At 40.9% G+C, this 23,773-nt stretch carries 22 protein-coding genes; 20 read left to right on the top strand and 2 right to left on the bottom strand.

The annotated features are described in order from the left end of the window. The first annotated feature begins 20 nt into the window (after window positions 1-20). From ABT56_RS17245 to cysN, 20 genes are all read left to right on the top strand, one after another. Complete coding sequence (locus tag ABT56_RS17245; RefSeq protein ID WP_047880143.1) at window positions 21-2,183, top strand: polysaccharide biosynthesis tyrosine autokinase; 2,163 nt, start codon at window positions 21-23, stop codon at window positions 2,181-2,183. A gap of 428 nt (window positions 2,184-2,611) precedes the next feature. After that, the gene (locus tag ABT56_RS17240; protein ID WP_053062535.1) at window positions 2,612-3,124 is read left to right on the top strand and encodes an acyltransferase; all 513 of its coding nucleotides are present in this window, start codon (window positions 2,612-2,614) and stop codon (window positions 3,122-3,124) included. After that, entirely contained in the window at window positions 3,117-4,004 is an 888-nt protein-coding gene (locus ABT56_RS17235; RefSeq protein ID WP_047880142.1) for an ATP-grasp fold amidoligase family protein, read from the top strand. The genes ABT56_RS17240 and ABT56_RS17235 overlap by 8 nt, the downstream gene beginning before the upstream one ends. Before the next feature lie 290 nt (window positions 4,005-4,294). Beyond that, a complete protein-coding gene (locus ABT56_RS17230) occupies window positions 4,295-5,512 on the top strand; it encodes a lipopolysaccharide biosynthesis protein (RefSeq protein WP_047880141.1) in 1,218 nt (405 codons plus the stop codon). Continuing rightward, window positions 5,505-6,596: a glycosyltransferase gene (locus ABT56_RS17225; RefSeq protein WP_047880140.1), complete on the top strand. Its 1,092-nt coding sequence runs from the start codon at window positions 5,505-5,507 to the stop codon at window positions 6,594-6,596. Before ABT56_RS17230 ends, ABT56_RS17225 begins: the two co-directional genes overlap by 8 nt. Beyond that, window positions 6,593-7,768: a hypothetical protein gene (locus ABT56_RS17220; protein WP_157037887.1), complete on the top strand. Its 1,176-nt coding sequence runs from the start codon at window positions 6,593-6,595 to the stop codon at window positions 7,766-7,768. The genes ABT56_RS17225 and ABT56_RS17220 overlap by 4 nt, the downstream gene beginning before the upstream one ends. Beyond that, on the top strand, window positions 7,755-8,321 hold the full coding sequence (locus ABT56_RS17215) for an acyltransferase (protein ID WP_047880138.1): 567 nt from the start codon (window positions 7,755-7,757) through the stop codon (window positions 8,319-8,321). The genes ABT56_RS17220 and ABT56_RS17215 overlap by 14 nt, the downstream gene beginning before the upstream one ends. Then, window positions 8,322-9,428: a glycosyltransferase family 4 protein gene (locus ABT56_RS17210; protein WP_047880137.1), complete on the top strand. Its 1,107-nt coding sequence runs from the start codon at window positions 8,322-8,324 to the stop codon at window positions 9,426-9,428. It begins immediately after the preceding gene. A 1-nt stretch (window position 9,429) separates the two neighbouring features. After that, complete coding sequence (locus ABT56_RS17205; RefSeq protein ID WP_047880136.1) at window positions 9,430-10,551, top strand: glycosyltransferase family 4 protein; 1,122 nt, start codon at window positions 9,430-9,432, stop codon at window positions 10,549-10,551. A gap of 1 nt (window position 10,552) precedes the next feature. Then, the gene (locus tag ABT56_RS17200; protein WP_047880135.1) at window positions 10,553-11,719 is read left to right on the top strand and encodes a nucleotide sugar dehydrogenase; all 1,167 of its coding nucleotides are present in this window, start codon (window positions 10,553-10,555) and stop codon (window positions 11,717-11,719) included. Between the two features lie 63 nt (window positions 11,720-11,782). Then, the gene (locus ABT56_RS17195; protein WP_047880134.1) at window positions 11,783-12,787 is read left to right on the top strand and encodes an NAD-dependent epimerase; all 1,005 of its coding nucleotides are present in this window, start codon (window positions 11,783-11,785) and stop codon (window positions 12,785-12,787) included. A 69-nt stretch (window positions 12,788-12,856) separates the two neighbouring features. After that, complete coding sequence (gene galU, locus ABT56_RS17190; protein ID WP_047880133.1) at window positions 12,857-13,777, top strand: UTP--glucose-1-phosphate uridylyltransferase GalU; 921 nt, start codon at window positions 12,857-12,859, stop codon at window positions 13,775-13,777. A gap of 47 nt (window positions 13,778-13,824) precedes the next feature. Further along, window positions 13,825-14,937 (top strand): UDP-N-acetylglucosamine--undecaprenyl-phosphate N-acetylglucosaminephosphotransferase, encoded by a 1,113-nt coding sequence (gene wecA / locus ABT56_RS17185; protein ID WP_047880132.1) that lies wholly within the window; start codon window positions 13,825-13,827, stop codon window positions 14,935-14,937. Between the two features lie 115 nt (window positions 14,938-15,052). After that, entirely contained in the window at window positions 15,053-16,411 is a 1,359-nt protein-coding gene (gene glmU / locus ABT56_RS17180; RefSeq protein ID WP_047880131.1) for a bifunctional UDP-N-acetylglucosamine diphosphorylase/glucosamine-1-phosphate N-acetyltransferase GlmU, read from the top strand. A gap of 135 nt (window positions 16,412-16,546) precedes the next feature. Then, the gene (locus ABT56_RS17175; RefSeq protein ID WP_047880130.1) at window positions 16,547-16,978 is read left to right on the top strand and encodes an arsenate reductase/protein-tyrosine-phosphatase family protein; all 432 of its coding nucleotides are present in this window, start codon (window positions 16,547-16,549) and stop codon (window positions 16,976-16,978) included. A gap of 298 nt (window positions 16,979-17,276) precedes the next feature. Then, window positions 17,277-18,179: a sulfate adenylyltransferase subunit CysD gene (cysD, locus tag ABT56_RS17170; RefSeq protein WP_420835132.1), complete on the top strand. Its 903-nt coding sequence runs from the start codon at window positions 17,277-17,279 to the stop codon at window positions 18,177-18,179. A 3-nt stretch (window positions 18,180-18,182) separates the two neighbouring features. Next, complete coding sequence (locus ABT56_RS17165; RefSeq protein WP_047880129.1) at window positions 18,183-19,898, top strand: SLC13 family permease; 1,716 nt, start codon at window positions 18,183-18,185, stop codon at window positions 19,896-19,898. A gap of 9 nt (window positions 19,899-19,907) precedes the next feature. Continuing rightward, window positions 19,908-20,513 carry an adenylyl-sulfate kinase gene (gene cysC / locus ABT56_RS17160; protein WP_047880128.1) on the top strand — a complete coding sequence of 202 codons (606 nt, stop codon included), beginning with the start codon at window positions 19,908-19,910 and terminating at the stop codon, window positions 20,511-20,513. Then, window positions 20,510-21,493: a hypothetical protein gene (locus ABT56_RS17155; protein WP_047880127.1), complete on the top strand. Its 984-nt coding sequence runs from the start codon at window positions 20,510-20,512 to the stop codon at window positions 21,491-21,493. Before cysC ends, ABT56_RS17155 begins: the two co-directional genes overlap by 4 nt. A 17-nt stretch (window positions 21,494-21,510) precedes the next feature. After that, the gene (cysN, locus tag ABT56_RS17150) at window positions 21,511-22,926 is read left to right on the top strand and encodes a sulfate adenylyltransferase subunit CysN (protein ID WP_047880126.1); all 1,416 of its coding nucleotides are present in this window, start codon (window positions 21,511-21,513) and stop codon (window positions 22,924-22,926) included. Between the two features lie 99 nt (window positions 22,927-23,025). On the opposite strand, the gene ABT56_RS17145 is transcribed toward cysN, so the two are convergent. After that, window positions 23,026-23,364: a hypothetical protein gene (locus tag ABT56_RS17145; protein WP_157037886.1), complete on the bottom strand. Its 339-nt coding sequence runs from the start codon at window positions 23,362-23,364 to the stop codon at window positions 23,026-23,028. Window positions 23,365-23,553: 189 nt separating this feature from the next. Further along, window positions 23,554-23,712, bottom strand: a complete 159-nt coding sequence (locus tag ABT56_RS24020; RefSeq protein ID WP_157037885.1) for a hypothetical protein — start codon at window positions 23,710-23,712, stop codon at window positions 23,554-23,556. Between the last annotated feature and the right edge of the window lie 61 nt (window positions 23,713-23,773).

The raw sequence follows: 23,773 nt of genomic DNA, 5'->3' as shown, positions 1-23,773 counted from the left end.
AATTTTGATAGCAGAGAGTTATGAGCGTTTCTCAACATACACAAATTAAGCAGGACTCAGATGAAATCGATCTGGGTAAATTCTTTGGCATTTTGCTAGATGCCCGTTGGAGCATTATTGCCATCACCTTTCTGTTTGCCATTGGCGGTATTGCCTATGCGCTTCTTGCGACACCTGTCTATAAAGCGGATGCACTTATTCAGGTAGAGCAAAAGAAAAGCGGTATGCCAGCCTTAGGTGAAATGGGAGAATTGTTCGCGGGTGAATCATCAGCAACCACTGAAATTGAAATCATCAAATCACGGATGATTTTGGGTAAAACCGTCGACAAACTGAATTTAACTACAGTGGTAGAGCCTGTTTATTTACCCATTATTGGTAAAGGACTTGCCCGAATTGAAGGCGAAATAGTGGATATGAATGTGGGCCGCTTTGAAGTGCCTGTATTTGTTGAAAAACCACAATATACTTTAACTGTTACTGATGCCAAGTTGGGTAAATATGAGCTGTATGACAGCCAAGAGCGCAAAGTATTAGAAGGCAAGGTTGGTGAATTGGCTCAAAATGGTGATCTTAAATTGTTTGTTACTCAGCTTGATGCAAATAATGATAGCCTGTTTACACTAGCTAAACGCTCAAAGCTTGATGCCATTCAATGGCTTCAACAGAATCTGTCAGTGAGTGAGCGCGGTAAACAGACAGGCATTTTGCAACTGAGTTTTACCGGTGAGAACCGTGCCGATATTGAAGCAATTCTTAATGATATTAGCCAAAACTACTTTTTACAAAACGTAGAGCGCAACTCGGCCGAGGCAGAAAATAGCTTGGTATTTTTACGTCAACACTTGCCAGCAATTAAAGTGCAACTGACCGCCTCTGAAGATTTGCTGAATAAATTTCGTCAAGAGAATGAGTCAATCGATTTGGGGTTAGAAGCCAAATCAACCCTTGATGTGATGGTGACCATTGAAGCCCAGCTTAATGAACTAACCTTTAAAGAGAGTGAGATTTCGCAGCGTTTTACCAAAGAGCACCCGGCTTATGTTGCTTTAATGGATAAACGCCGTACGTTACTTAATGAGCGTGAGCGTTTAAACAAGCAAATACAAAAGCTGCCGAAAACTCAGCGAGAAGTACTGCGTTTAACTCGCGATGTAGAAGTTAACCAACAGATTTACGTGCAGTTGCTGAACAAAGTGCAAGAGCTGAACATTGTAAAAGCCAGTACTGTGGGGAACGTACGTATTTTAGATAACGCGCAATCTTACACTCAAGCGGTTAAGCCTAAGAAATCGTTCATTGTTGTATTGGCGACTTTGCTCGGTGGTATGTTGGCTGTGGCGATTGCACTCTTGCGTGCAGCTCTCCACCGTGGGGTTGAAAACCCAGATGAAATTGAAGCCATTGGTTTGCCAGTATACGCAAGCGTGCCTATGTCTGATTGGCAGATAGAGTTAGAAAAAAAGCAAAAAAGCAAAAAACAGCTGACGGTACAAGAAACGTTACTGGCTGTATCTAACCCAGCGGATTTATCCATTGAAGCATTGCGCAGCCTGCGTACCAGTTTGCATTTTGCAATGATGGAAGCCAAAAATAATATTATGATGATTTCTGGCCCAAGCCCAGGTATTGGTAAATCGTTTGTTTCTGCCAACATGGCAGCGGTTGTGGCAAAATCGGGCCAGCGTGTGTTGGTGATTGATGCCGATATGCGTAAAGGCCGAATGGAAAAACAAATGGGTGTAAGCCATAAGCCAGGCCTTTCCAATTATTTAAGTGGTCAAACTACGATTGAAAGCTTGATTAAACAACCTGGTGTTGAAGGGCTGCATTTTATTGGCCGTGGCGAAGTGCCGCCTAACCCATCAGAACTGCTTATGCATCCACGCTTTAAAGCGTTAATGGATTGGGCTTCTGAAAATTATGATATTGTTATTGTGGATACTCCGCCTATTCTGGCTGTAACTGATCCTGCCATTGTGGGAGCTCATGTTGGTACCACTTTGCTTGTGGGGCGCTTTGGTCAGAACTCGGTGAAAGAAATTGAGGTGACAAAGCAGCGCTTTGAGCAAAATGGTATTGAGATTAAAGGCTTTATTCTGAATGCGGTTGTTCGTAAGGCGAGTAGCTATTATGGCGGTAACTATGGGTACTATAATTATAGCTATGAGTCGAATAAATGATTAGGAGCCATAGATTGTAAATTAATGAAAAAGTGCTTTGTTGCATAAATTATTTTGAATATTTTGAATATTTTGAAATGATAATTTTATACCCATGAGTAAATATCGCGATAAGACTGAATACAATAGAGCATATTCTTAATAGAGCTTTAGAAGGAAGTATATCGTTGTGGATTTTATTCTCACCGTAGTCGATGTAGTTGCTGTAATCAATAACTTAAATGACTTCTAATAATGGCGTCGATGGTTAAGTTAGTGTTTTGATTTTATTAGTAATGCGAGTGATGTTTGTGAGTTGATGGTTGCGATATTTATTTTTATATCTTACATGTAAGTAATATATTTTATTGCGTGATCATCTTGATAAAAAATTATTATCATCAGTCTTTCATGGAAGACGTAAACTGAAAATATCAGGAATAATAATCATGATAAAAAAAATATACGATAAAATATATAAAGTTATCTCGCACCCTAATCAATATGCAAAAAAAGTTGGGGTAAAGCTTGGTAATAACATTCAATTAAATACCAAGAGTTTTGGTTCAGAACCTTATTTAATTACGTTAGGAGATGATTTATACACATCGGCAAATGTAACATTCATTACACATGATGGAAGTGTTAATGTATTGCGTAATTTATATGAGGAATGTGATGACGTTGATTTAATCAAACCGATAAAGGTCGGTAATAATGTGTTTTTAGGATTTGGAGTTGTTATATTACCGGGGGCGACTATCGGTGATAATGTTATTGTTGGGGCGAACTCGTTAGTTAAAGGTACATTAAAAGAAAATTGTGTTTATGCAGGAAATCCAATAAGAGAGATTTGTTCTATTAAAGATTTCTACAATAAACGAAAATGTGATTTTTTACATACGAAAAAATTATCGAAAGAAGATAAGAAACAGTATTTAGAGAGAGAGTTTAATGGATAATGTATGCAATCCCAAAGTTATAAGAGTAATATTTGCGTTAGCAAGAAGAGGGTATTTTGACTTCTTAAGCGATGAATACTATTTAAAAATGATTTATTTTCTTTGGCGAAGGGAAAAAATTAATTTTAAAAACCCTAAAACATTTTCAGAAAAAATTCAATGGTTGAAGGTTAATCACCGTGATGTAAATATGGGGAAGTTGGTTGATAAATATGAGGTTCGTAAATATATCAAAAATACTATTGGTGAAGAATATTTAGTTCCTTTAGTTGGATGTTATGATAACTATAGTGATATTGACTTTGACCAATTACCTAATAAGTTTGTTTTAAAAACTACGCATGGTTCTAGTCAAAATCTAATTTGCAAGAATAAAAAACAAATAAATCACAAGCTCGCGAAGAGAAATTTTGATAAATGGTTGACAATATCTCTATATCGAATATTTAGAGAGTGGGCTTATAAATATGCAAAACCGAAAATTATCTGCGAACATTTTTTAGGGGATGATGAAAATGTTCCTGTTGATTATAAGTTTTATTGCTTTAATGGCAAACCTAAATTCATACAAGTAAATGTAGAGCGATATACAGATAATCACACTGAAACATATTATGATCCTGAATGGAATCGAATGAACTTTTATTATGGTGTTAATGGAATTGATGGCGAGATAGATAAACCTAAGAATTTTGAAACAATGCTAGAAATTGTTTCAAAATTATCTTCAGAACATAAATTCGTACGTGTTGATTTGTACAATTTATCAGGGAAAATATATTTTGGAGAGTTGACATTTTATCCGGCTAGTGGTCTTGAAATAATGAAGCCAGAAGAATTAGAAAATGTATTTGGTGATTATATGGGGCTTAGTATTTAGGATAATTTACCATCTTCTAGAGAAGGTGGTTTTGTATGAGCCCCCTTAATAATAGGGGGCTAGATTAATAAAAAATGTTTCTCATGTTACTGATTACTTAGAGAGCAATAGAAACATATTAATTGAGTCTAACATGCCATTTTACTTTAGTGATTAATAAGTAAAAGTAAAGAGTTCTGTTTCTGTTATTGTGTATGCCAAAGTATATAATAATCATTGCTATAAGAGGTGATTATTGGGGCTGAAAACAGGCTAGGATAAGGACGTATAATGTAGACGTTGGAGGTTAAATGAGAAAAAATATAATATTCATGTATTCAATGTATATATTTAATATGTTGTTTCCAATGATATTAATGCCATTAATAACTAATAATATAACTAAAGATGAATATGGATATTACTCATTAGCTTATACTTGTTTTACTTTTTGTTTTATACTCTGCGATTTTAGTTTTAACTTGACGGAAGCTAGGACTATACATAAAAAAAGCAAGGATGAAATTGACGAAACTATTAACGATGTTCAGTTATCTAGATATGTATTTGCTTTTATAAGTTCAATCTTGGCAACGGTATATTTTGTTTCTGTTGAAAGTTTTAGCAATGGCGTATTTTATTTTTTTGTTACGTTTTTTGGTTTAGTTGGTTACGTGTCTTTCGCTAGTTGGTATTATGTTTCAATGAATGATATGAAACAAAATACGTTATTGTTTGTTATAATGAAGATCTGCTCTCTGATTAGCATTGTAGCATATGTGGAATTGTATGGAGAGCTGAATTGGAAGATCGTTTACTTAGCATCTGTCATTTATTATCCCTTGATAGGATTTTATATTACAAGTAGGTTAAAAAAAGACCGTGGGGTTAAATATAATTTCTCAATTGTAAGAGTGGCAAAAAAAATAAAACGAGGTGGTTATTTGTTTATGACTGACTTCGCACCTAATTTATATAATACAATTCCACTTATATTAGTATCATCGTATATCTCTATAGAAAAGTATGCGATTTTCAATTTGGCAAATAGACTATCATTAGTTATTAGTGGAGGAGTTTATGTTTTTTTGCGAGCAATATACCCTTCACTTTGCTCTAAGTATAATAAAAATAATGCTTTTAAATTAATTTTATTATTTTTATTTGTCATTATCAGTGGAGTCGCGATAAATTATTATTTTGGCGAGAGTGTTATCGTTTCTTTATTTGGGGAAGGGTATGTTGGAGCTTATCCATATATATCTGTAATGTTAATTGGTATAATTTTTTTAGGCGTATCAGAAAGCATACAATTCGCATATTTATTGCCAAATAATAAAGATGGATTTTTAGCGTACGCATCTCTATTTGTCGTTGTGATATCTGTTATATTTTTGGTGTTTACATTTAACACATTTAAAGAATGGAGTTTAATTTATACAGTATTATTATCAAGGATAATGTATATGATATTATACCTTGGGGTTTATATTAGAGATAATCATCAAAAAAAGAAAACCTATGCCTAGACAAAAAAAAATAATATTGCTTATTGACTCTTTAGCCTCTGGTGGTGCTGAAGGCGTATGCGTAAATCTTGCGAATAATCTTTATAAAAATGGTTGGAATGTTACTTTATTACTGATGCGTTCTGATGGTAGGGAGCTTATTTCTAGGGTAGATAAGAATATAAAGATAGATTCGTTAAATGTTTGTTCTGCTAGATTAGCTATAAGACCTCTAATTAAATATTTAAAAGTTGAAAAAATAAAAGTTTTAATATCATTCACTTACGAGCTTACGATATTAGCTATAATTTCAAGGTATTTTAGTAAGCGTCATTTTAAATTAGTTGCGAGAAATATAAATAGTTTATCCATGATATCAAAAAAGACAACATCTAAATATAGAAAGTATTTTTTATATCCTGTAATAAAATGGATTTATCCAAAAGCAGATATTATTGTTAACCAATGTCTGGAAATGGAAAAAGAAATAAATAGTATTTTGCCTAAGACAATAGGGAAAACAGTTACAATTTACAATCCAGTATCTAAAGCTATTGAAGAATATGTAAACAAAAATCAGATAAATAATAGTAAAGATGATTATATTTTATGTGTTGGTAGATTAGAAAATCAAAAAGCATTTGATTTGGCGATAGATGCTTTCTTTTTATTTCAACAAGATCATCCTCAGTTCAAATTGAAAATTGTTGGGAAGGGGCGTCTAGAGAGTCAACTTAAATTAAAAGTTGAAAAATTAATGATAAGTCATAAGGTTATATTTTGTGGATATCAGTCTGATCTTATTGATTTATATTCTCATGCAAAAGTCACTCTCTTGACCTCACTGTTTGAAGGGTTTCCCAATGTTTTAATTGAATCAATATCTTTAGGAACCCCTATTGTTTCTGTGGATTGTAAGAATGGACCTAATGAAATAATTAATAACTTAAATGGAGTTTTAGTTAATGATAGGTCTGATATTGAAATTAAGAAGGGGTTAGAATATGTAATAATAAATGATTATCAATATAAAGCCATAGCAAATCAAGCTAAAGTTTTTTCAAATAAAAATGCAATTGAAAAATGGGAGGAAATTTTAAGTTGAGTATAAAAAGTAACTGTATATATATACTTACTTGTATAATTATATTTTTTGCATCTTGGGAAAATATTAATGAATTAAGATATTACGTTGTAATCCCTATTTTATTGTTAACTTGGGTTCTATATTTTGCATATAATGGCTATAAGGTCAATAGGCTTTTTATTGAGAAATACACATATAGTATAATAATAATTACCACTATTGCCATGCCATCATTATTTAACATATACCCACATAAAGATAACATTGATTATAGTTATATATCTTTTACGATTGCGACAGCTGTAAAAATATTTATGATATTATCAATTATGCAATTTGTTAAGTTCGATAAAAAATCAATATGTAAGCTATTTGAGTTTTTATTACTAATAAATGTATCTTTCTTTATAATTCAATTTTCAACTGTATATTTGACTGGTTATTATATCGATCCGTTAGTTCCGCTCACTGGTGAACCACAGAGATATTTGAGCGGATTTTCTATTCCTATTATTGGACAAATATATAGACCGACTGGATTTTATGAAGAACCATCGACTTATGCAGCTTTTATTTTATGTTTTATTGCCTGTAAATTTTATTTAGATAAAAAGGTTGACAAATTAGTTATAGTATCGATTATTTCGATGTTGTTAACGTTGTCAGTGGCTGCTATATTTTATGTTACAGTCTTGATGTTTTTCTTATTCGTAGTTAAGAAAAAAGGATATTTATCTTATTTAATTCTAATATTATCACCTGTTTTTATTCTAGCATTATTTTATTTTGCCGAGGCTAGATTAAATGCGATTGGAGATGCAACTGACATCCGTGGTAATTTATTTGTTTTTGTCTTTAATCAAGATTTGTTAGAAATATTATTTGGTAATGGTATTTTAGGGGTACCTTCTACATTAGCTAGTTTTATTTTGGATAGAAATTTATGGTCGATAGGGGTGGCATCTATAAATGATAATGGAATTTGGCTTTATTTAATAATAAAGTTTGGAATCATTGGATGCTTCTTGTTTGTTATGACTTGTCTTAAAGTGATGAAAACGAGAGAAGATAAACTTTTATTTTTAATTTTAATGACAACTAAGCTAAGTGTGTTATATTTTAGTTTTTTATTTTATTTGATGATAATATTGCTCATTAAGGTTGGTGGTTTTAAATATGAACGGGCGTGAATTTTTTAATAAATATAAAGCAGTGGTTTTTATTCTTTGTAAGATTATATCATTATTACCTAACTTTATTATTATATTTTTGTTTGAATTTATAGCAATTTTCCCAACCAAAGCTATAGTTTTTTTTAGATATTTATTATTAAAGAGTCTGAAGTTAGAGATTGGAGATAATGTATATATTGGTAGATATGTTACAATTAAAAATATATTTAATTTGAAAATTGGAAATAATGTAAGCATACACGATTATTGTTATATTGATGCTATAGGTTCAATTGTTATTGAAGATAATGTTTCAATAGCCCATTCATCGTCACTAATTTCATTCGAGCATGATTACAGCGATAAAGACACACCAATAAAATATAATAAGCTTAAACTTATACCAATTGTTATAGAACATGACGTATGGATTGGTAGTGGGGTAAGAATTCTTGCCGGAACTGTAATTAACAACAGAACTATTATTGCTGCTGGAGCTGTTGTGAAAGGTAATATTAAGGGACATGCTGTATTTGCTGGGATTCCTGCTAAATTTATTAAGGATATCTAAGTGAAAATCCTATTCGTACATGATCATATTTTTCTGAAATTTAATAATGATTATTATTCTAATGGGAAGTTGACATATGAGCAATTATCCTATTACCTAAAATTTGGTAGTGAAGTTAGAGTTATATCGCGATATCGTAATGTTAATAAACAAATCAGTGAACAATATAAGTCTAATGGAAAAAACATTAATATAATTGGCTTGCCAGGAGTTTTATCCAAAAAAGGTATAATTAAGAGAGGTTTTATTATCTCTGAAATAGTAAAAGAGATAAATAAAGCTGATTTTATAGTTTTAAGATTACCAAGCGAATTTGGCTTGCTTGTCCATAAATTAGCCTTGAGTAAAGGTAAAAAAGTTTTAGTTGAGATGGTGGCATCTCCTTTTGATTGCTTGTGGTATAGAGGAGATATATTAGGTAAAATATATGCACCAATATTAAGTTTAAGAACAAAAAAAACGTTATTAAAATCAAATAATGTTATATATGTTACATCTAATTATCTTCAATCACATTATCCTACAAATGGACGTTATATAGGAGTGTCAGATGCTAGAGTTAACGAGTTAAAAGATATTAAAAAACTATCTCATGGAAAAAGAATACGAATAGGAGTTATTGGTAACCCAAGCCTCCGAATTAAAGGGATTAAAACATTATTTGACGCTTTTTCTCTTCTTGATAATGACAAATATGAACTATCAATTGTAGGGGGGGGGCTAGATTCACCGTTAGAAGAGGAAATGAGAAAATATAAAAATATTGAGCAATTAGGTTTTATTTCTGATAGGGATAAGTTAAATAATTGGTTTTCATGTATTGATATTTATGTTCAACCAAGTCTTACGGAAGGTTTACCTAGATCAATATTAGAAGCGATGTCTTTTGGTATACCGGTGATTGGAACCTATGTTGGTGGTATACCCGAGATTGTTGATAGCTCTTTATTATTTTCACCCAAAAAACATATTCAATTAGTCTCGAAAATTAAGGCTATCTCTGATATGGACGTTTATAGTAAATGTTCTCAATATTCTTTAGATGTGGCTTCTAGATTTGATATATCATTAGATAAGAAAAAATATGATTTCATAAGAAAGGTTTGATATGAAAAATGTAGTAATTTCGTCAAACACAAGTTGGTACCTATATAATTTTAGAAAGAATACTATATTATCTCTTATTGATAATGGTTATAATGTTACAGCTATTTCTCCTAGAGATGAGTATTCTAAAAAACTCCAGGACTTAGGCATTAAATACATTGATATTGATATAGATAAAGGCGGAACAAACCCATATAAAGATTTTAAAACACTCTATGATTTTAATAAAATCTATTCTTCAAATCTATATGATGTTGTTTTGAATTTCACACCAAAAAATAATATATATAGTACCCTTGCAGCAAAGCGTAATAATATAAAAGTTATAAATAATATTGCAGGGTTGGGTGTTTTGTTCGTTAATGAATCTTTAACTTCAAGGTTTGCTCGTTTTCTCTATCGGATAAGTAATAAAAGAGTTGATAAAATTTTCTTTCAGAATGAAGAAGATAAGCAGATTTTTATTAAAAATAAACTAGCAAATGAGGTTATTACTGAACGTTTACCTGGTTCTGGTGTTGATCTGAGTCGATTTAAATTATCACCTTCATCAGATGACGATACAGTCCATTTTCTTCTTGTTGCCAGAATGCTATATGACAAGGGTATTGCTCATTATGTAGAAGCTGCTCGATATTTAAAGAGTAAGTACGGTGATAAAGTTGAGTTCAATTTGCTAGGTTTTCTTGCTGTAGATAACCCATCAGCTGTTTCGAAGGAAGATATGCAAAAGTGGGTTGATGAAGGTATTGTTAATTATCTTGGTGTATCGGACGAAGTAGAGAAAGAAATTAAAAAGGCTGATTGTATGGTTCTTCCATCTTATTACCGCGAAGGAGTACCTAAGTCTCTTTTGGAAGCAGGTGCGATGGGTAAACCCATTGTGACAACTGATAATGTTGGCTGCCGTGAAACGGTTGATGATGGTATTAATGGTTACTTATGTGATGTTCGTTCAACATCTAGCCTTATTGAATGCTTAGAAAAAATGATTAATCATACGCATCAAGAAAGAATTGAAATGGGCGTCAAAAGCCGTGAAAAAATTGAGCGTGAATTTGATGAGAAAATTGTTATCAATAAATATTTAGATGCAATTAATATCCTTTTAAAAGAGAGATGAAATGAAAATCGCTATTGCAGGAACAGGCTATGTAGGTCTGTCAAATGCTATGCTATTAGCACAGCATCATGAGGTTATTGCCGTAGATATTATCGAAGAGAAAGTAAAATTACTTAACGATAAAATCTCTCCAATCGTGGATAAGGAAATTGAATATTTCCTTCAAAATAAAAAGCTAAACTTTACTGCAACTTTAGATAAAGAATTAGCTTACAAAGATGCTGAGTATATTGTTATTGCTACACCAACGGATTACGATACTGAAAACAATTACTTTAATACTTCATCAGTAGAATCCGTTATTAAAGATGTAATGGCGATTAATCCTAACGCTGTAATGGTAATTAAATCTACGATTCCTGTTGGTTATACAAAGCAAATTAAAGAACAATTTGGCTGTGATAATATTATTTTCTCTCCTGAGTTCTTACGTGAAGGTCGAGCTCTGTATGATAACTTATACCCATCTCGAATTATTGTGGGTGAGCGTAGCACTCGAGCTGAGTTATTTGCTAACCTTTTAGTTGAAGGAGCAATTAAGCAAGATATTCCTGTTTTATTTACAGATTCAACAGAAGCTGAAGCCGTAAAATTATTCTCTAACACATATCTTGCAATGCGTGTCGCTTACTTTAATGAGCTTGACACTTATGCGGCATCTAATGGTTTAGATTCTCGACAAATTATTGAAGGTGTTGGTTTAGACCCTCGTATTGGCAATCATTACAATAACCCGTCATTTGGTTACGGTGGTTACTGTTTACCTAAAGATACGAAACAACTTCGTGCTAATTATCGTGATGTACCAAATAACATCATTGGTGCGATTGTTGATGCTAATACGACACGTAAAGATTTTATTGCAGAATCCATTATTGCTAAAGAACCTAAACGTGTTGGTATTTATCGTCTTATTATGAAGTCTGGATCTGATAATTTCCGAGCTTCTAGTATTCAGGGTATCATGAAGCGGATCAAGGCAAAAGGTATTGAGGTCGTTGTTTATGAGCCTGTACTCAAAGAAAAAGAGTTTTATCACTCTTTGGTTATCAATGATTTGAATGAATTTAAACAGACTTGTGATGTAATTGTATCTAACCGCATGGATAGTAAACTTTCTGATGTAGCAAGTAAAGTTTATACTCGCGATTTATTTGGTAACGATTGATTTACAATGTTTTTAGATTAGAGATGATTATCTACTATCTATAATTTTATGTGTAAGGTTCTTATGAAATATTTAGTAACCGGCGTTGCTGGATTTATTGGTAGTGCAGTAACGGAGCGCTTAACTGCTATTGGTCATCAGGTTATCGGTATCGATAATCTAAACGATTATTACGATGTGAATTTAAAATTAGCTCGTTTAAAGCGTATTGAACATCCTAATTTTGAATTTGTTAAGCTCGATTTGGCTGATCGTGAATCAATAGCGGAACTATTTAAAGTACAGCAGTTTGATCGTGTTATTAACCTTGCAGCTCAAGCAGGGGTTCGCTATTCTCTTGATAATCCATTAGCGTATGCTGATAGTAACTTAATTGGTTTTGTGAATATTCTTGAAGGGTGTCGCCACAATAAGGTTAAGCATCTTATTTATGCTTCATCGAGTTCTGTATATGGTTTGAACTCTAAGACACCATTTGAAACTAGCGATTCTGTAGATCATCCAATTTCTTTGTATGCTGCGAGTAAGAAAGCCAATGAATTAATGGCTCATACCTATTCTCACCTGTACAACTTGTCAACTACAGGCTTACGTTTCTTTACTGTATATGGTCCTTGGGGGCGTCCAGATATGGCATTGTTTAAATTCACCAAGAAGATCATTGATGGTGAAGCGATCGATATTTATAACAATGGTGATATGCAGCGCGATTTCACTTATATTGATGATATTGTTGAAGGCATCATACGTATTCAAGATGTTGTGCCAGAACAACAAGAAAATTGGACTGTAGAAACTGGTTCTCCAGCAGATAGTTCCGCACCTTACCGTGTATATAATATCGGAAACGGTAAATGTGAAAAGTTAATGGATTATATTCAAGCACTAGAAGAGAGTTTAGGATTAGAGGCTAATAAAAACTTTTTGCCTATGCAACCTGGCGATGTTTATAAGACTTATGCTGATACCTCTGGGTTATTTGAAGCAACAGGTTATAAACCTCAAACTCCTATACAAGAAGGTGTTGAGAATTTCGTTAAGTGGTATCGTGATTTCTATAAAAAATAACTTATTCGCTTCTTAATTGGTAATCAAAGAGTCATACCATATGGCTCTTTTTGTTTAAGGTTAAATATTATGAGAACAATTACTAAAGCCGTCATACCAGTTGCAGGTCTCGGCACTCGTATGCTACCTGCTACCAAAGCCATTCCAAAAGAAATGCTTCCCATTGTCGATAAACCATTAATTCAATACATTGTTAATGAATGTATTGCGGCGGGAATTAAAGAAATTGTATTGGTGACTCATTCATCAAAGAATGCTATCGAAAACCACTTCGATACTTCTTTTGAGCTCGAGGCGACTCTTGAAGCGCGTGTTAAGCGTCAGCTTCTTGATGAAGTGCAGTCTATTTGTCCTAAGGATGTGACTATTATGCATGTTCGCCAAGGGCAGGCTAAAGGGTTGGGGCATGCAGTACTATGTGCCAAACCGTTAGTTGGGGATACGCCGTTTGCAGTGGTACTGCCAGATGTAATTTTGGATGAATATACGGCGGATCAAACTCAAGAAAATCTCGCTGCAATGCTGCAACGTTATGAAGGAACCGGTGCTAGCCAGATCATGGTTGAGCCTGTGCCAATGGCAGATGTTTCTAAATATGGGGTGGTAGATTGTGCCGGTGAAAAACTCTCTGCAGGTGATTCGTGTACAATGACTCGAATGGTAGAAAAGCCAGCAGTAGAAGACGCACCATCCAATTTAGCTGTGGTTGGCCGATATGTATTGTCGAATAAAATTTGGGATAAGCTTGCGATTACACCACCGGGAGCGGGGGATGAAATTCAGCTTACCGATGCTATTGATATGTTAATGGCAGAAGAAACGGTTGAAGCCTTTCATATGAGTGGCAAGTCTCATGATTGCGGTGATAAATTAGGTTACCTTAAAGCTTTTGTTGAATATGGTTTGCGTCATCAATCATTAGGTGATGATTTCCATCACTACTTGAAATCACTTCTAAGTGATGAGAAAACGTTGAAATTGGTCGGTTAAGGGAATATAAACCGATATATCCACACAACAACTAAGAAGAATTAATAATGACAACTCCAACCACTTACTTGTTCGTATTTGTGTTGTCGTTTTGTAATTTATTTGTGTTTAGAAAAATTGCGAAACGGATTGGCTTGGTTGATAAACCCAATGCGCGAAAATTGCACCAAGGGGTGATCCCCTTGGTCGGTGGTATTTCTATACTCGTGACATTAGTCGTGAGTTTTTTGTTGTTTATGCCAATAACAGAAAACTTATTGCTGTTTTTAGCCTGCTCAACCATATTGGTTGTTGTTGGCGCGCTGGATGATTATTACGATATTAGTTTTAAATCTCGTTTAGTTATTCAGGCGGGTATTTCGTTGGTGATGATCTATATTGGCGATCATAGCTTAGGTAATCTTGGTTTTTTGATGGGTAGTGAAACCATTAAATTATCACCACTGGCCAGTGCGATTGTCACCGTGTTAGCGGTTATAGGTGCCATTAATGCATTTAATATGGTTGATGGCATTGATGGCCTGCTTGGCGGTTTGGCTTCGGTAACTTTTGGTGCTCTGGGCTTGGTCTTTTATGCCACCGGCAATGAGTACTTGGCGACTTTGTGCTTGATGATTGTTACCGCCATGGTGCCTTACATTATGCTCAATTTGGGCTTTCCTCTAGGTAAACGCTTTAAGGTCTTTATGGGGGATGCTGGTAGTGTATTTATTGGTTTTGCTGTGGTGTGGATGTTGATTCGTGGTAGTCAGGAAGCTAATGTCTATGCGTTTAAACCGGTAACTGCACTATGGCTAATTGCTATCCCATTGATGGATATGGCGACGATTATGATACGTCGTATTCGTAAGGGGCATTCACCGTTTAAGCCAGATCGTGAGCACCTTCATCATATTTGTCAACGTATTGGTTTGTCTTCTGCTATGTCATTGGTGGTGATTTGTAGCTTAGCTGCCATTATGGCAGCTATTGGTTTGTGGGCTGAAATTAATGCAGTCCGTGAATCGGTTATGTTTATTAGTTTCTTGTGTGTGTTTGGTGTTTACTTTTTTGTGATCAGCTATATTTGGCGCATTGTGGCACTTATTCGTAAAATGCTGGGTATTAATAAATCAGAAACAAACCGTTTTGAAACGGCTGAGATTAGCACTGATAAATAATCTGACATTATTCTAATAAACAAGATTTTATAAAATATTAGCTTTGAGGCTGAGTTGAAGGCAACTCAGCCTTTTTATTGTTATCTAGATAATGGACTTATATAAAGGGGCTAGGATGACCTTTAGTACAGTAATTCTTGCTGCCGGCAAAGGGACACGCATGTACTCGAATTTGCCGAAAGTGCTTCATAAAATGGCGGGCAAGCCAATGGTCAAGCATGTGATTGATACCTGTCAGTCACTGAACTCGTCGAATATTCATTTGGTTTACGGTCACGGTGGCGAGCAGATGCATTCCGCCTTGGCCAAAGAGAGTGTGAACTGGGTACTGCAGGCCAAGCAGCTGGGTACCGGCCATGCAGTGGCAGAGGCGGCGGCCAATTTCTCCGATGATGAGAAAGTGCTGATCACTTACGGTGATGTGCCGTTTATCAGCCGCCAGACTATTCGCAACCTGCTCGATGCTCAGCCCAATGGCGGTATCGCTTTGTTGACCGTGCTGCTTGATGACCCTTCAGGCTATGGCCGGATTGTGCGCCGTAATGGCCCGGTGGTGGCGATTGTCGAACAAAAAGATGCCACCGAAGAGCAGAAGCTGATCAAAGAGGTCAATACCGGGGTGATGGTAGCCAACGGCGGCGATCTCAAGCGCTGGCTGTCGCAGCTGACTAACAATAATGCGCAGGAGGAGTACTACCTGACCGACGTGGTCGCCATTGCCCACAACGAAGGTCGGGCGGTTGAGGCGGTGCACCCTGAGCGGGCGATTGAGGTCGAAGGGGTTAACAACCGTGTCCAGCTGGCAAGGTTGGAGCGCGCTTATCAGCAGCTACGGGCTAACCAGTTGCTTGAGAAAGGGGTGATGTTGCGTGATCCGAGTCGCTTCGATCTGCGCGGCGAGTTGACCCACGGCAAGGACATTGAAATTGACATCAACGTGGTGATCGAAGGTCGTGTTACCTTGGGTAACAATGTGGTTGTTGGGGCGGGAGCGATATTGAAAGATTGTGTGGTGGCCGATGATAGCGTGATTAAGCCCTATAGCGTGATTGAAAATGCCATTGTCGGTCAGCGTTGTCAGGTGGGGCCGTTTAGCCGTATTCGCCCCGGAACAGAATTGGACGACGAAGCTCAGATCGGCAATTTTGTCGAGGCCAAGAACGTGCGTTTGGGCAAGGGCTCCAAGGCTAACCATCTCACTTATCTGGGGGATGCGCAGGTGGGTGAGCGGGTCAACATTGGTGCCGGTACCATTACCTGCAACTACGATGGTGCCAACAAGTTCAAGACCGAGATCGGCGATGATGTGTTTGTCGGCTCGGATACCCAGCTGATTGCGCCGGTGACGGTGGCCAGTGGGGCGACTATTGGGGTTGGCTCTACCATAACTCGCAGTGTTGGAGAGGGTGAGCTCGTTGTTACTCGTGTTCCCGTAAAAACGGTTTCAAATTGGAAAAGACCCGCTAAAAAGTGAAAATGACAATGTGGGGAATAGGCTAAACGGCAATAAGGGGCTAGCGAGGATTACGCGATACCATGTAAACTAGCGGTAAAATAATTTACAGATTGATAGGGAGTTTTCTTCCTAGCAAATGGATAAAGGTAGAGTATGTTTGATAAGGTCTTGGTTGTTTGTGTTGGTAATATTTGTCGTTCGCCGTCGGGTGAGTACCTGCTGAAGAAACATTTGCCTCATAAGCATATTGCATCGGCCGGGGTTGGCGCGTTGGTTGGAAAGCCTGCGGACAAAACCGCAGCGGCTGTAGCGCTTGAGCATGGTGTGAGCTTGGAAGGGCATGTGGCACAGCAAGTGACCGGGGAATTATGCCGCGAATACGATTTGATTTTGGTGATGGAAAAAGGCCATATCGAAGCGGTGACCAATATCTGTCCGGAAGCTCGGGGCAAAACCATGCTATTTGGTCAGTGGATTGGTCAAAAAGATATCCCGGACCCTTACCGCCAGAGTCGTGAGGCATTTGACTTTGCTTATGAGCTGATTGACGAAGCAGCCGCGGCTTGGGCCAAGAAGTTAAATTAACTTAGATTATTATTAAAAACCGCCAAATGGCGGTTTTTTTGTTTCTGCCTATGGCTGTGCTGTTTGTAGATCGCTGGTTTTACAGTATTTTTCTCGTCGGTGATAGCTAGGGGCAGGGAAATGATTAGCTGCCGATAAATCATGATTATGGTACTGTAACCGTTTGAAGCACGGCCATGCACCATGCTGTATGGTTATAGCTAGCATAATGAATAGCTGGCGGCAGGTTCGAACGGCTATCGAAACCTATCGAATCAACTGCTATCGAACAACAGCTATTGAAACAATGGAGCGAAATGTGGATAAGCTAACGCATTTAAAACAACTAGAAGCCGAATCGATTCATATTATCCGCGAGGTTGTGGCGGAGTTTGACAACCCTGTGATGCTGTATTCCGTGGGTAAAGATTCCTCTGTCATGCTTCATCTGGCCAAGAAGGCTTTTGCCCCAGGTATTCCTCCGTTTCCCCTGATGCATGTTGATACTACGTGGAAATTCAAAGAGATGATTGAATTTCGCGATTATATGGCTGGCAAGATGGGAATGAAGCTGATCGTGCACCAGAACCCAGAAGGGGTGGCGATGGGCATCAACCCGTTCGTTCATGGCAGCTCCAAGCATACCGATATCATGAAAACCCAGGGCCTGAAGCAGGCGCTCGACAAGTACGGCTTCGATGCGGCCTTCGGCGGTGCGCGCCGTGACGAGGAAAAGTCACGCGCCAAAGAGCGGGTTTATTCCTTCCGCGACGAACACCACCGCTGGGATCCGAAAAACCAGCGCCCTGAACTGTGGGACATCTACAACGGCAAGATCAATAAGGGCGAGAGCATCCGTGTATTCCCGCTCTCTAATTGGACAGAGCTCGATATCTGGCAGTACATCTATCTGGAGAATATCGAAATTCCATCCCTTTACCTTGCCAAACCACGTCCGGTGGTTGAGCGTGACGGTATGCTGATCATGGTCGATGACGAGCGGATGGAGCTGCGCGAAGGCGAGAAAGTCGAGCAGAAGATGGTGCGCTTCCGTACCCTCGGCTGCTATCCGCTGACCGGTGCTGTCGAGTCTCAGGCCACGACGCTGCCGGATATTATTCAGGAAATGTTGCTGACGACCACCTCCGAGCGTCAGGGCCGGGCGATTGACCATGACAGTTCCGGATCGATGGAGAAGAAAAAGCGCGAAGGCTATTTCTAACCCATGCTGATCACGGCGTGTGTGATTGTCGGGCTGCTGCTGTTCCTGAGCTTGAGTTCAGCCCGTATCAGTCTTGTTTTTCTGTTTGCCGTCGCGGTGCTTTATGTGTCGGGGCAGGTCGATCAGACCGTTATCCTCGGTAACATCACCAACAGCTCGGTGGTGACCTTGCTGCTGCTGATGGTCGCCTCGCAGGCGTTGGAGCGCTCGCATCTGTTGCCGTGGCTCTCCAGCAAGCTGCTGCGTACCCAGTACCGCTGGACCCTGTTCAATCTGGCTGGGGTGTCGGTACTGAGCTCGGCGGTTTTGAATAATACCGCGGTGGTAGCGACCCTGATGGGAGCGTTGACCAAAGGGCGCGACCACCCGCCGTCGCGCCTGCTTATTCCGCTGTCTTACTTTGCTATTCTCGGCGGTACCCTGACCCTTATCGGCACATCGACCAATTTGGTGGTCAACGGCCTGATTGAGGAGCAGGGCTATCCGGCATTGGGCTTCTTTACCTTCTTGCCGGTGGGGTTGGCCTTGGTGGTAACCTGTGGCGCGACCATTTTCTTGATTAGCCAGCGCCTGCCGAGCAACGGTTACCATGCGTTTTCGCCCGAGGCGTTCTTCCTTGATGCCGAGGTTACGGCCGACAGCAAGCTGATTGGTAAAACGGTGCGCCAGAACAAGCTCCGGGCACTGGAGGGGCTGTTTCTGGCCGAGATCGTTCGCGGTCGCCGCTTGATTTCGCCGGTCACGCCGGAAACGGTGATTGAGGCCGGCGACAAGCTGATTTTCACCGGCAACGTGTGCGAGGTGAAGCAGCTTAGTACGTTTGACGGGCTGGTGGTGTTTGCCGAGCAGGACCGCCTGCTCAACGACAACTTGGTGGAGGTGATTGTCAGCCCCGAGTCGGTGCTGATCAACAAGACCATCAAGCGGGTTAACTTCCGCTCCCGTTTCGACGCGGCGGTGGTGGCTATCAGTCGTAACGGCGAGGCGCTGTCAGGCAAGTTGGGTGAGCAGGTGATTGCGACCGGCGACAAGCTGGTGTTGGCCGCCGGTGCCGATTTCCATAGCCGCACCAACCTCAGCCGCAATTTCTTTATTCTTAATGACAAGAAGATCCGCGAGCCCTTTAGCAGTTGGCAGAATGTAGTGGCGGTGTTCGGGTTTGCTTGTGCCGTTCTGGGCTCGGTGGTGTCACCGCTCAATCTGATTGATACCCTGTCGTTGTATATACTGGTATGCGTGATGTCTGGGGTGATTGACGGCTCTTCGATCCGGCGACGGTTTCCGTTCGAGCTGTGGATGGTGTTGGTGAGTGCGCTGACTATCGCCTATGCCTTCTCCCATTCGGGGCTGGCTGCGGCAATTACCGGCTGGCTGTTTGCCGGGCTGGGGGACAGCTCGGTGATGTTGGCGTATATCGGGTTGTTTTTAATCACCGTGGTGCTGACCGAGGCCATGACCAACAGCGCGGCGGCGGCGATCATGTTGCCGATGGCACTGGCGTTTGCGCAGATCTATCAGGTGAATTATATGCCGATGGTCATGGCGGTGACCTACGCGGCCAGTGCCTCGTTTATTAGCCCTTACGGCTATCAAACCAATTTGATGGTAATGAATGCCGGCAATTACCGTTTTGGCGATTTTATTCGGGCGGGCTGGCCGGTCAGCCTAGTGTATTGCGTGGTCGCCCTGAGCGCGATACCGGTTTTTTTCCCGTTTTAAGGAAATGGAATGTCGAGTGAAAATGAAAATGTGGTGTGGCATGGACATACTGTCACATTTGAAGAGCGCTGCCAGCTGAAACAGCAGCAGCCCGTTATTTTGTGGTTTACCGGATTGAGTGGTTCCGGTAAGTCGACCATTGCGAATGCGGTGGAAAGCAAGCTGCTGGAAAACCAGCGCCATAGCTACCTGCTTGATGGCGACAATGTTCGCCACGGCCTGAACCGTGATTTGGGTTTCTCCGATCATGAGCGGGTGGAGAATATCCGCCGTATCGGCGAGGTGGCTAAGTTGTTTGTCGATTCCGGCACCATTGTGCTGACGGCGTTTATCTCGCCGTTCGTCGCTGATCGCGAGCAGGTGCGGGCGATGGTTGGGCCAGGCCAGTTTGTCGAGGTTTTTGTGGATACCCCGCTGGCGGTGTGTGAGCAGCGTGATCCTAAAGGGTTGTACAAGAAGGCTCGCGCCGGTGAAATCAAGCATTTCACGGGGATTGATTCGGCCTATGAGCCGCCGCTGGCCCCGGAGGTGCATCTGCAAACCGAGTACTTGTCAGTGGCGGAGTGTGCCGACAAGGTTGTCGCTTACCTCTTGGAAAAAGGCTACCTACAGTGAAGCACTACGATGTATTCAATGGCGATGCCGATGGGATCATCGCCCTGTTGCAGTTGCGTTGGGCCGAGCCGCGCGATGCCGAGCTGGTCACTGGGGGCAAGCGTGATATCAACTTGCTGACCCGCGTCCCGGCCGATGCCGGCTCGGTGACGGTGCTGGATATCTCGATGGAGAAGAACATCGGTGCCTTGTCGTCGCTGCTGGCGAAGGGCGTGCCGGTGGTCTATTTCGACCATCACCGCAGCGGTCAGATCCCTGATAGTCCGCTTCTTGATGCAACGATCGATTTGGCTGCCGAGACCTGTACCGCGCTGCTGGTCGACAAGGCGCTCGACGGCCGCTTTGCCCACTGGGCCATTGCCGGAGCCTTTGGCGACAATCTGCTACGGGTAGCTCGCGACAAGGCGGCGCAGTGTGGCCTTGACGAGGCACAAACGGCGTTTTTGCAAGAGCTGGGCACCTTGATTAATTACAACGGTTATGGCGCGACCCTGGCCGATCTCCACATTGCGCCGGGGGATCTGTTCCGTGCGCTGCAGGCGTACCCTGATCCGTTTGCGTTGCTTGATGACCCGGCATCGCCGTATTATGTCCTGAAAGCGGGCTACGAGAGCGATTTGCAGAACGTGGCCGGTTGCCAACCTGCGTACCAGAGTCGCACCGCCTGTGTCTATATGCTGCCAGCGCAGCCTTGGGCGAGGCGGATCAGCGGGGTGTTCGGTAATACCCTTGCCAATGATGAGCCTAACAAGGCCCATGCGGTGCTGATTGAAAACCCGTCGTTGGATGATGCCGTTGCGCAGACCTATACCGTGAGCGTGCGTGCGCCGCTTGCTGCGCGAACCGGTGCCGACGAAGTTTGTTGCCAGTTTGTCACCGGTGGTGGCCGTCAGGCTGCCGCAGGGATCAACGCGCTGCCGTTTGATCAATACGATGCGTTTGTGGATACGCTCGATAAGTTTTACCAACAGTTGCTATAACGATAACAGGAACAGCTATGTCACATTCATCAGAGCTCATTCGATCCGATATCGAAGCCTATCTTAAGGTTCATGAGAACAAGGATTTGCTCCGATTCCTGACGTGCGGCAGTGTTGATGACGGGAAGTCAACGCTGATTGGTCGTCTGCTGTATGACAGCAAGTTGATCTATGAAGATCAGATGGCGGCTATCGAGAAAGATTCGCAGAAGTTCAATACCACCAACGAAGCCTTTGATCTGGCCCTGCTGGTGGATGGCTTGCAGTCGGAGCGCGAGCAGGGGATCACCATCGATGTGGCCTACCGTTATTTTTCGACCGACAAGCGCAAGTTCATTATTGCCGATACTCCGGGGCACGAGCAGTATACCCGCAATATGGCCACTGGTGCGTCGACCTGTGATTTGGCGATTGTGATAGTCGATGCCCGCCACGGAATTCAGACCCAGACCCGACGCCACAGCTTCATTTGCAGCCTGCTGGGGATCAAGCACGTTATCGTGGCGATCAACAAGATGGATCTGGTCGATTACGACCACGATGTCTACCAGAAAATCAAAGATGACTACCGCGAGATGGCCAAGCACTTTGCGATCAACGATATTCGCTTTGTGCCTATTTCGGCCCTGAAAGGCGACAACGTGGTGAAGCCTAGCGAGCATATGGACTGGTATCCGGGCGCGCCGCTGATGAAGCTGCTGGAAACGGTCAAGATCGACAAGGACAAGGATCTCGAAACCATGCGTTTCCCTGTCCAGTACGTCAATCGCCCGAATTTGGATTTTCGCGGTTACTGCGGCACGCTGGCATCGGGGACGATCCATGTCGGTGATGAAGTGCTGGCCTTGCCGTCAGGGAAGCGTTCGACCGTGAAGTCGATTTACACCTATGATGGCAATTTGCTCAAGGCGCAGTCAGGTATGGCTATTACCCTGACACTGGACGATGAGATTGATATTTCTCGTGGCGATATGCTGGTTCATCCTGAGAACCAGCCGGTTTGCACTAACAAGTTTGTTGCCAATGTGGTGTGGATGGACGAGGACAAGCTGAAGATCAACCGTGATTACGGCTTTAAGTTCGCCACCAAGACGTGCAGCGGCAAGCTGACGCAAATCCTCCATAAGCTCGATGTCAACAATTTGGTTGAGCATGAACACAATGCCACGACTCAGGAGCTCAATGAAATCTCGTTGGCCAGTGTGGTGTTGTCCGAGCCTGTACCGCTTGATAGCTATACGGCTCTGCCGAAGACCGGTTCGTTTATTATCATCGACAAGATGACCAACGTGACGGTGGGTGCAGGAATGGTGAAATCTACCGATGCGGTTGGGGATACGAAGGCCGAGGAGCGAGTCTACACAGAAGCAGAGAAAGCGCTTAACCTGTATATTCGCACCCATTTCCCTGAATGGGACTGCAAGGCCGTTTAATGCGTGAGAGGCTCTCGGTGAGCCGCATACGATGAGCGTCACAGTAAAAACCTACCGCTAGCCGGTAGGTTTTTTTATGAACGCAGGGAGGGATTCGGGTTATTTGGGGATATGGAAACGCTTACGGTCAAGGCATTCAAATGAATAGGCGTTATGGCGCTCCCGAAATGTCGAGAAGCCTTTGCCGAGGCAGTACACCCCGTTTAGCTCGTTGGCATAGGCGAGGGTATCGTGGTTATGCAGCAGGAAGTAGCGGTTGTCGTCGCATGAAATCCGCATTCTGCCGTTTTTGCTTCGGGCGAAGGTATGTACCTTGGCCGTTGATCCGCAGAGGTCGAAGCCGAGATTGACGTAGTCATCGGCATGATCATCAAAGGTAGCGCCGCAGCCACTGACGGTCATCGCGATGGCCAATCCAAGTACGTTGCTTATTCTCACCATCATCTCCTTAGGTCTGCTTTTTCCTTCTAACGATAGTGTAGTATTTGTTGCATTAATTTGCGTAAAAGGTTGCCACTTGTCACAAATATAATCTGGCACCTACAAGGTAATACATGTGACGAATTTGCCGCCTGTCTGATGAGGCCAAGATGGCGGAGAACGAGAATAGCGGTTGTTGCAGATCGATCAGCGATAGCTGTTGCGACGGTCTTCACGACGAATGGATTTGGCCATTTGGTCATATTTTTCAAGTTCATCAAGGAAACAACTGAATTTTACGGCGAACCATAAAACGTAATTCAGGAGCTGCTGGGCAAGGTTGCCAAAGTGAGCCTTTGTGTGCATGAGTACCTCCTGATAATGAGCGATTTTGCTGTCCCTTAGCGATCTTTGACCTCGGCATTTT

The sequence above is a fragment of the Photobacterium aquae genome (assembly GCF_001029445.1).
In the GTDB taxonomy this organism is placed as follows: Bacteria; Pseudomonadota; Gammaproteobacteria; order Enterobacterales; family Vibrionaceae; genus Photobacterium; species Photobacterium aquae.
This window is presented reverse-complemented; position numbering and strand designations above follow the sequence as displayed.